This window comes from Pseudomonas sp. KBW05 (genome assembly GCF_003852405.1).
In the GTDB taxonomy this organism is placed as follows: domain Bacteria; phylum Pseudomonadota; class Gammaproteobacteria; order Pseudomonadales; family Pseudomonadaceae; genus Aquipseudomonas.
In genome coordinates this window covers 23,938-31,860 of the sequence record NZ_QAJM01000041.1, presented here as the reverse complement: position 1 = coordinate 31,860, position 7,923 = coordinate 23,938, and the positions used below count along the sequence as shown (strand labels likewise).

Genomic DNA, 7,923 nt, shown 5'->3' with positions numbered 1-7,923 from the left:
GCGGTTAAAAATGTGGGAGCGGGCTTGCTCGCGAAAGCGGTGTATCAGCCGATACATGTATTGACTGACCCACCGCATTCGCGAGCAAGCCCGCTCCCACACAAGCCCGCTCCCACAGTTGGATCTGTGGGCTCCAGGTTATTTGTAGCGCTGCTCAAACACCGCCACCTGCTCCGGCTTGATCAGCTCAAACGGCACCCACACCTCCGACTCAATCGCTTCACCCTTGATCATCCGGATCGCCGACTCCACCGCCTTGGCCGCCTGCGCCTTCGGGTCCTGGAACACCGACGCCGCCAACAACCCGCGCTTCACCGCCGCGAGCCCATCCGGCAAGCCGTCGATGCCGACAATCGCCACATCACCCTTGGCCTTGCCCGCCTGCTGCAACGCCATCCCAGCGCCGATGGCCATTTCGTCGTTGTTGGCGACAATCGCATCGAACTGAGTGCCTGCCAGCAGCCAGTTGCTGGTCAGGTCCATGCCTTTGCTGCGTTGCCATTCGGCGCTTTGCTGCTCGACGACCTTGATCCCGGGAAAGTCCTTGAGCACCTGCTTGGCGCCTTCGGTGCGGTCATGGGTGGCGTTCTGTGCGAGGTCGCCCATGATGATCGCCACGTTGCCTTTGCCGCCGAGTTTTTCCGCGAGGAAGCGCATCTGCAATTGCCCGGCCTCGATGTCGTTGGAGGCCACGGTGACCACGCCCTTGGGCAGGGTGCGCTCGTCCGGGTGGCGGTTGACGTACACCAGCGGAGTCTTGGCGGCCACGGCGGCGCGGGTCATGTTGGCGGTGGCGGAAGTGTCCACCGGCAGCACGATCACTGCGTCGACTTTCTGGTTGAGAAAGCCTTCGACCTGGTTGAGCTGGCGCACCACATCGCCTTGGGCGTCTTCGAACTGGATCTTCACGCCTTGCTGCTTGGCGGCTGTTTCCAGGCCGTTGCGCACGTAGGTCATGAAGTTGTCGTCGACCCGCGCAATGCTCACGCCGATGCGGTAATCGGCGAGCGTCCACGGGCTGAACAGCAGTAACAGCGAGGCAACAATCAACGAATAGCGGTTCATAAGGGTGGTCCTTTTATTGTTATAGGGTGAACGCTTGACGGAATCGCTCCAGGGCCAGTTCGCTGTCGCCGCTGGCCCAGCCTTCGAGGCCGACCACGCCGGTGTAGCCCATGGCATGCAAGGCCCTGGCAATCGCAGGGTAGTGGATTTCGCCGGTGCCGGGTTCCTTGCGCCCGGGCACATCGGCCACCTGGATTTCACCGATGGCGCTGCCGGCGCGCTGGATCAGTTCTACCAAGTTACCTTCGCCGATCTGCGCGTGGTACAGGTCCAGGTTCATTTTCAGGTGCGGGCTGCCCACGGCTTCGATCAGCGCCAGGGTGTCGTCGGCGCGGGCGAACGGGGTGCCGGGGTGGTCGACCTCGGTGTTGAGGTTTTCCAGCAGGAACACGCGGCCGGCGTCTTCCCCCAGGCGGGCGATTTTTTCCAGAGTCTTGCAGGCGCTCAGCCACATGCGCCCGGTGGTCTGGCTGACCGGCTGCACCGGCAGGCCGCCGTCACCCAGGCCGGTGCCGTGCAGGTTGAGGCTGGGGCAATTCAAGCGTTCGGCAACGCCGAGGGATTCGCGGGCGCTGTCGAGCAGCTGGCGAATGCCATCCGGGTCGGTGAGGGTGCCGCTGATGTAGCCGGTCATCGAGGTGAAGTCGGCGCCGGTGGCTGCGAGGGCGGCGATGTCCTTGTCGGTCCAGTTCCAGATTTCCGCACTGAAGCCCAGGGCGTGAATGCGCTTGACCCGTTCGATGAAAGGCAGGTCGAGAAACACCATCTCGGCACTGATCGCCAGTTTGAACGGGCTCATACGGCCACCGCCTTGCCTTGCTGGAACGACTCGATGCACGCACGGGCAATCGCCAGGGCGGCGCGGGCGTCTTCGCCGCTGGCCATCGGCTTGGCGCCGGTGCGCAGGCAGTCGGCGAAGTGATTGAGTTCGGCAATGTAGGCGTCGCGCAAAAGATCAGTGTCCAGGCGCTGGGTATCGGCCTGGATGCCCTGGGCCAGGTAGCGCACCAGGTCCGAATCATTCAGGCTGCCCATGCTCAGCATGCCTTCGCTGCCGAACACTTCGCCACGCACGTCGTAGCCGTACACGGCCTGGAAGTTGGCCTCGGCGGTGGCGATGGCGCCGTTGTCGAAGCGGATCGCGACCACGGCGGTGTCGAGGAAACCTTTGCTCTTGTACGCCGGGGCGATCAGCGCGTCAGCCATCACATACACCTGCACGGCTTCGGCGCCGGGGTTGAGGTAGCGCAGGGTGTCGAAGTCGTGGATCAGGGTTTCGAGAAAGATCACCCATTGCGGCGACGCGGCGGGATTGTTCAGCGCCGGGTCGCGGGTCACCGAGCGCAGCAACTGCGGCGTGCCGATGCGCCCGGCGGCGACGTCGAGGTGGGCCGTGCGGAAGCTCTTGGCGAAGCGCCGGTTGAACCCGACCTGCAACGGCACGCGGGCATCGGCGGCGGCAGCGATGGCGCGGTCGGCTTCATCGAGGGTGATGGCCATGGGTTTTTCGCAGAAGATCCCCTTGCCGGCGCGGGCGGCGCTGATCACCAGTTCGGCATGGCTGCGGGCGGGGGCGGCGATGATCACGCCGTCGATGTCCGGGTCGTCGAGCAGGTGCTGCGGGTCGGTGTAGACCTTGTCCACCCCCAGCTCCGCCGCCAGGCGCGCGGCTTGGCCTGGGGTGGGGTCGGCGATGGCGACGAGGCTGGCGCCGGGGATATGCCGCGCTGCCGTCAAACCGTGGAAGCTGCCCATGCGACCGGCACCGATCAAACCCAGGCGGATGTTCTGTGTACTCATGAAGTGACCCCTTTTTTATTGTTGGCCTCAGGACAGTCCTGATGGGTAAAGGGGGAGGAGCAAAGGCTGTGCCAACTTGTAACTTGTTGATAATTAACAGTTATTAAAAATCAATAAACAAAAAGTGTTCATTTGGATGACATGTCTATACTGACATGTCAAAAACATGAACATGGACACGCCGGAATGAGCATGACGTTCAGCGTACAAGACCTCGACTACCTCACCGCCCTGGGGCCTGCGGCGTTGAATGACGGCCCCGTGGCCGCGCTGGAACAGGCATGGCACGCGTGCCTGGCCGGCGCGGTCGAACGCCCGGCCGCCGTGCGCCAAGTGATCTGGGATTCGTGGCGGCGCAGTGTGCAGGCCAGGATTGATCCGGCAGACAACGCCTATCGCTTCGTGGCGCCGGATAGCCTGGCTGCGACCCTGGCCACGCACCGCGTCCTGATCGCCGCTGCGGCGCAGGTCATGCACGGCCTGCTGGCCTACAACCCGCGCGGGCACATCAACCTCACCGATGCCGACGGCACCACCCTGTACTTTTGCGGGCTGGATATCACCCCGGTGGGCAGCCGCCTGTTGGAGTCGGTGCAAGGCACCAACTGCACCGGCCTGGCGCTGGCCGAGGATCACCTGGTGTACGTGCTGGCCGAGGAAAACTTCGCCACGGGCCTGCGCCAGCGCCGCATGCACTGCGCCGCCGCGCCGATCAAGAACGCCCAGGGCCAGACCCTGGCCATGCTCACCCTCACCGCCGAGCCCGGCTGGTTTCACTTCCACACCCTCGGCACCGTGCAAGCGGCGGCGGACGCAGTGTCGCGGCAGATGGCCCTGCAAGCGCTGCTGGAAGAACAGCAAACCGTGCTCGAAGTGCTCAACGAAGGCCTGGTGGTGCTGGATGAGCGCGGCTGCATCAAGGCGCTCAACCGTTACGCCCGGCAGTTGTTCGGCGTGGGCCTGGAGCTGATCGGCCGCCCGTTCCAGCACCTGGGCCGCAGCGAGCTGAGCGATACCCTCGGCGAGCCCGTGCGCGACCGCGACTGCACCTTCCACCTGCACGATCGCAGCCAACTGGCGTGCCTGGTTTCGGTGTGTCCGCTGGAGCAGGGCGGGGTGATCGTCTCGCTGCGCGAGAACCGGCGCATCCGCGAAATCACCCGGCGCATCATCGGCACCCAGGCCAGCTATACCTTCGACACCATCCAGGGCCAGTCACGGGCGATCCAGGACGCCCTGCACCTGGGGCGCATCGCCAGTCGCAGCGACTCCACCACCTTGATCCTCGGCGAAAGCGGCACCGGCAAAGAGCTGTTTGCCCAGGCCATCCATAACGGCAGCGACCGCCACAAGGGCCCTTTTGTGGCGGTCAACTGCGGCGCGATCCCGCGCGACCTGGTGCAAAGCGAACTGTTCGGGCATGTCGAAGGCGCGTTCACCGGCGCCACCCGTGGCGGCTCGGCGGGCAAGTTCGAACTGGCGGATGGCGGCACGATTTTTCTCGACGAGATTGGCGACATGGCCTTCGACGCCCAGGTCAGCCTGCTGCGGGTGTTGCAGGAGGGCGAAGTGACTCGCGTCGGCGCAAAGAACTCGCGGCGCGTGGATGTGCGCATCATTGCCGCCACACACCGCAACTTGAGCCAGGCGGTGGCCGAGGGCGCGTTTCGTGAAGACCTTTACTACCGCCTCAATGTGTTGAACCTGACCGTGCCGCCGCTGCGCATGCGCCGTGAAGACATTCCGCTGCTGGCACGGCACTTCCTTGCGCGTTACGCCCGTTCGTTGCGCAAATCGGTGGAGGGCTTTGCGCCGGAAGCGCTGGCGTTGCTGTGTGCCTACCCATGGCCGGGCAATGTGCGCGAGCTGGAAAACAGCATCGAACGGGCGACCAACCTGGCGATGGGGGCATTGATCCAGCCGCTGGACCTGCCGTTGGACACCAAGCCGCGCACGCCGCTGCGGGTGTATGAGCCGCAGCCGGCACAGGACCTCAGTAGCCATGAAATGAACGCCATCGTTGCGGCGCTGGAAAGTACGGGCGGCAATATCCGCTTGGCGGCGCGGCAACTGAACGTGTCGCGGGGTGGGCTGTACAACAAGATGAGCCGGTTTGGCTTGAGTGCCGGGGACTATCGCAAGAGCTGAAGTTCAAGCCTTGCGCAGATCAAATGTGGGAGCGGGCTTGTGTGGGAGCGGGCTTGCTCGCGAATACGGAGTGTCAGACCCGAATGAGTTGACTGATATACCGCCTTCGCGAGCAAGCCCGCTCCCACACAAGCCCGCTCCCACATTTTGATCTCCATGAGTCAGCTACCCAGGTTCTCCGAGGTCACGATCTGCGGCGGCACATACACCCGATGCCTGACCGGATCGAACGCTTCGCCACTCTGCAATTCCACCAACAACTCCACCACCGCCACCGCCGTCTGCCTCGGCTGCGAGTCCATCACCACATCCACCAACCCCTGGCTCAGCGCCCGGCGCGACAGCTCGGTGGACTCCTGCAAGATGCAACACAACGCCGGCCGCTTGGGCAGTTGCGCCAGGGCGCTGATGATGCCGTCGCCGCCGCCGCCCACCACGCACAGGCCGCGCAGGTCGGTGTGGCGGGTGATCAGGTCGAGGGTGGCTTCTTCAGTGATGTCACAGTTGTCCAGGTTGATCAGTGGCTCCAACGGCTTGAGCCCCGGCGCGTGTTCGGCGAGGTAGCTGTGCAGGCCCGTGACCCGCGCCTGGTGGCCGAGGAAACGGTGGCCGCCGAGCAGAATCCCCACGCTGCCTTTACGCGCGCCGCAAGTGCGGGCGAGCAGCCAGCCCATGGTGCGCCCGACCACGTGGTTGTCCTGGCCGACGTAGGGTTCCGCCGCTTGTTCGTGGATATCCGAGAGCAGGGCGACCACGGGCACACCGGCTGCGCGGATCTGCGCCAGCGTGGCATTGATCAGCGGGTGGGCAAAACTCACCACGGCCAGGGCGTCGCATTGCACTGCCAGTTGCTCGATCTGCGCGACGATGGCGCTGGGGCTGCGATCGACGATGTAGTCGAATTGGCAGGTCAGGTTGGCGCCGGCGTGGTGCTCGGCCGCCTGGGCAATCGACTGCGCCAGGCTGGCGTAGAACGCCTGGGCGGTGGCCAGCAGCAGGATGCCAAAACGGTAAGTCGGCCGGCGTTCGCGGATGCGTTGGCCGATCAACCGCGCGGCGAAATAGCCCACGGCTTCGGCGGCCTGGAACACCTGTTCGGCGGTGTCTGGATTGACCGGCGCGCGGGCGTTCAACACCCGGTCGACGGTGGCCACGCTGAGGCCCGCCTGGGCGGCAACGGTGGCGATGGTTGGGCGTTTATTGTTGTGCATGGCTGGCCCCTTGAGCGTCTTGATAGAAAACTATCAAGCCCCGCTGGGCCTGGATGATAGCTTGATAGGGAATGGATTCAAGGCCTTGAGAGCGATTTAGCGCTTCTCTATCGTGGGTTGCACAACGCACCTGAAACCCACGCTTGCGGAGAACAATAACAATGCCTGAACACACCGCTCACACCGCCCGGCGCGACTACAGCCTCACTGGTCCCGAAGCCGCCCGCGCTGCTGAAAAAGGCCTGGTCTCGGCCAGCTGGTATCAATCACCGATTTCCCGCAAACGCATGAAAGAACTGATGCAGCGCCGCGACGGCCCAGCCCTGCGCGACACCGCCCTGTGGGTCATCGCGCTGGTCGCCAGCGGTTTTGGCGGCTACTGGTTCTGGGGCTCCTGGGCCTGCGTGCCGTTCTTTATCGTGTATGGCGTGCTGTACGGCACCGCGTCCAACCCGCGCTGGCACGAAACCGGCCACGGCACCGCGTTCAAGACCCGCTGGATGAACGACGTGCTCTACCAGGTCGCGAGCTTCATGTGCATCTTCGAACCCCATGTGTGGCGCTGGAGCCATGCGCGGCACCACACCGACACCATCGTCGTCGGCCGCGACCCGGAGATCGTCGAGCCGCGTCCGCCGAGCTTCCTGATGATGTTCTTGAGCCTGTTCAATCTGCCCCTGGCCTGGAAGACCTTCAGCGGCGTGGCCCGTCATGCCGCCGGCAAGATGAGCGCGCAAGAGGCCGACTTCATCCCTGAATCCGAATGGCCCAAGGTGTTCCGTGCCGCACGGATCTGGGTGGGGATCTATGCCGTGGTCATCGGCACCGCCTTGTACCTGCACAGCTGGTTGCCGCTGATGCTGGTCGGCCTGCCGAGCCTCTACGGCGCCTGGCTCGGCTACCTGTTCGGCCTGACCCAACACGTCGGCCTTGCCGAAGACGTGCTCGACCACCGCAGCAACTGCCGCACCATCTACATGAACCGCGTGCTGCGCTTTATCTACATGGACATGAACTACCACCTCGAACACCACATGTACCCGATGGTGCCGTACCACGCACTTGAGCAACTGCACGAAGAAATTCGTGGTGACTGCCCGCCGCCGTACGCGAACCTTTTCGCGGCGTACAAGGAAATCCTGCCGACGGTGTGGAAGCAGCGCAGCGATCCGAACTATTTCATCCAGCGGCCTATTCCCGGTGCAAGCGAGCCTGTTGTGGCGAGGGAGCTTGCTCCCGCTGGGCTGCGCAGCAGCCCCAATGACGCCACCGCATTTTTTCAGACAAATCCTGACAGCTGAGGTTGGGGCCGCTTCGCAGCCCAGCGGGAGCAAGCTCCCTAGCCACAGGATTAGCCAATCACCTGGAGACAAATGCCATGAACGATCAATGGATCGACGTCTGCGCCGTGGGCGAAATAGACGAAGAAGACGTGCTGCGCTTCGACCACGGCGCGCACACCTACGCGGTGTATCGCTCGGCCGAGAATGAGTTTTTCGCCACGGCCGGCCTGTGCACCCACGAGAAAATCCACCTCGCCGACGGCCTGGTGATGGACCACGTGATCGAATGCCCCAAGCACAACGGTCGCTTTGATTACCGCACCGGCAAAGCCATGGGCGCGCCGGTGTGCGTCAACCTCAAGACCTACCCGGTGCGGGTCGAAGCGGGGCGGGTGTTGCTCGCCGTCACGGTGTGA

The 7,923-nt window shown here is 64.0% G+C and carries 7 protein-coding genes; 3 read left to right on the top strand and 4 right to left on the bottom strand.

Annotated elements, in window-relative coordinates:
• Positions 1 to 138: 138 nt before the first annotated feature.
• Genes DBR46_RS27380 through DBR46_RS27370 form a run of 3 tightly spaced genes read right to left on the bottom strand, consistent with a single transcriptional unit; the run spans position 139 to position 2,865 of the window.
• The gene (locus DBR46_RS27380) at positions 139 to 1,065 is read right to left on the bottom strand and encodes a sugar ABC transporter substrate-binding protein (RefSeq protein ID WP_017735287.1); all 927 of its coding nucleotides are present in this window, start codon (positions 1,063 to 1,065) and stop codon (positions 139 to 141) included.
• 19 nt (positions 1,066 to 1,084) lie between these two features.
• Positions 1,085 to 1,864 carry a TIM barrel protein gene (locus DBR46_RS27375; RefSeq protein WP_124529133.1) on the bottom strand — a complete coding sequence of 260 codons (780 nt, stop codon included), beginning with the start codon at positions 1,862 to 1,864 and terminating at the stop codon, positions 1,085 to 1,087.
• Complete coding sequence (locus DBR46_RS27370; protein WP_124529131.1) at positions 1,861 to 2,865, bottom strand: Gfo/Idh/MocA family oxidoreductase; 1,005 nt, start codon at positions 2,863 to 2,865, stop codon at positions 1,861 to 1,863. Before DBR46_RS27370 ends, DBR46_RS27375 begins: the two co-directional genes overlap by 4 nt.
• A gap of 186 nt (positions 2,866 to 3,051) precedes the next feature.
• Between DBR46_RS27370 and DBR46_RS27365 the strand changes: the two genes are divergently transcribed.
• On the top strand, positions 3,052 to 5,013 hold the full coding sequence (locus DBR46_RS27365) for a sigma-54-dependent Fis family transcriptional regulator (protein WP_124529129.1): 1,962 nt from the start codon (positions 3,052 to 3,054) through the stop codon (positions 5,011 to 5,013).
• A gap of 161 nt (positions 5,014 to 5,174) precedes the next feature.
• On the opposite strand, the gene DBR46_RS27360 is transcribed toward DBR46_RS27365, so the two are convergent.
• Positions 5,175 to 6,224, bottom strand: a complete 1,050-nt coding sequence (locus DBR46_RS27360; RefSeq protein WP_124529127.1) for a LacI family DNA-binding transcriptional regulator — start codon at positions 6,222 to 6,224, stop codon at positions 5,175 to 5,177.
• Between the two features lie 161 nt (positions 6,225 to 6,385).
• Between DBR46_RS27360 and DBR46_RS27355 the strand changes: the two genes are divergently transcribed.
• Together DBR46_RS27355 and DBR46_RS27350 are read left to right on the top strand one after the other, a co-directional pair.
• Positions 6,386 to 7,525 (top strand): fatty acid desaturase family protein, encoded by a 1,140-nt coding sequence (locus DBR46_RS27355; RefSeq protein WP_256659406.1) that lies wholly within the window; start codon positions 6,386 to 6,388, stop codon positions 7,523 to 7,525.
• Positions 7,526 to 7,602: 77 nt separating this feature from the next.
• A complete protein-coding gene (locus DBR46_RS27350) occupies positions 7,603 to 7,923 on the top strand; it encodes a MocE family 2Fe-2S type ferredoxin (RefSeq protein WP_017735293.1) in 321 nt (106 codons plus the stop codon).

What these genes read in the sequence shown, in the direction of transcription:
- DBR46_RS27360 (WP_124529127.1), bottom strand. Translation starts at nt 6,224, where the DNA reads ATGCACAACAATAAACGCCCAACCATCGCCACCGTTGCCGCCCAGGCG.
- DBR46_RS27350 (WP_017735293.1), top strand. Translation starts at nt 7,603, where the DNA reads ATGAACGATCAATGGATCGACGTCTGCGCCGTGGGCGAAATAGACGAA.
- DBR46_RS27355 (WP_256659406.1), top strand. Translation starts at nt 6,386, where the DNA reads ATGCCTGAACACACCGCTCACACCGCCCGGCGCGACTACAGCCTCACT.
- DBR46_RS27375 (WP_124529133.1), bottom strand. Translation starts at nt 1,864, where the DNA reads ATGAGCCCGTTCAAACTGGCGATCAGTGCCGAGATGGTGTTTCTCGAC.
- DBR46_RS27380 (WP_017735287.1), bottom strand. Translation starts at nt 1,065, where the DNA reads ATGAACCGCTATTCGTTGATTGTTGCCTCGCTGTTACTGCTGTTCAGC.
- DBR46_RS27365 (WP_124529129.1), top strand. Translation starts at nt 3,052, where the DNA reads ATGAGCATGACGTTCAGCGTACAAGACCTCGACTACCTCACCGCCCTG.
- DBR46_RS27370 (WP_124529131.1), bottom strand. Translation starts at nt 2,865, where the DNA reads ATGAGTACACAGAACATCCGCCTGGGTTTGATCGGTGCCGGTCGCATG.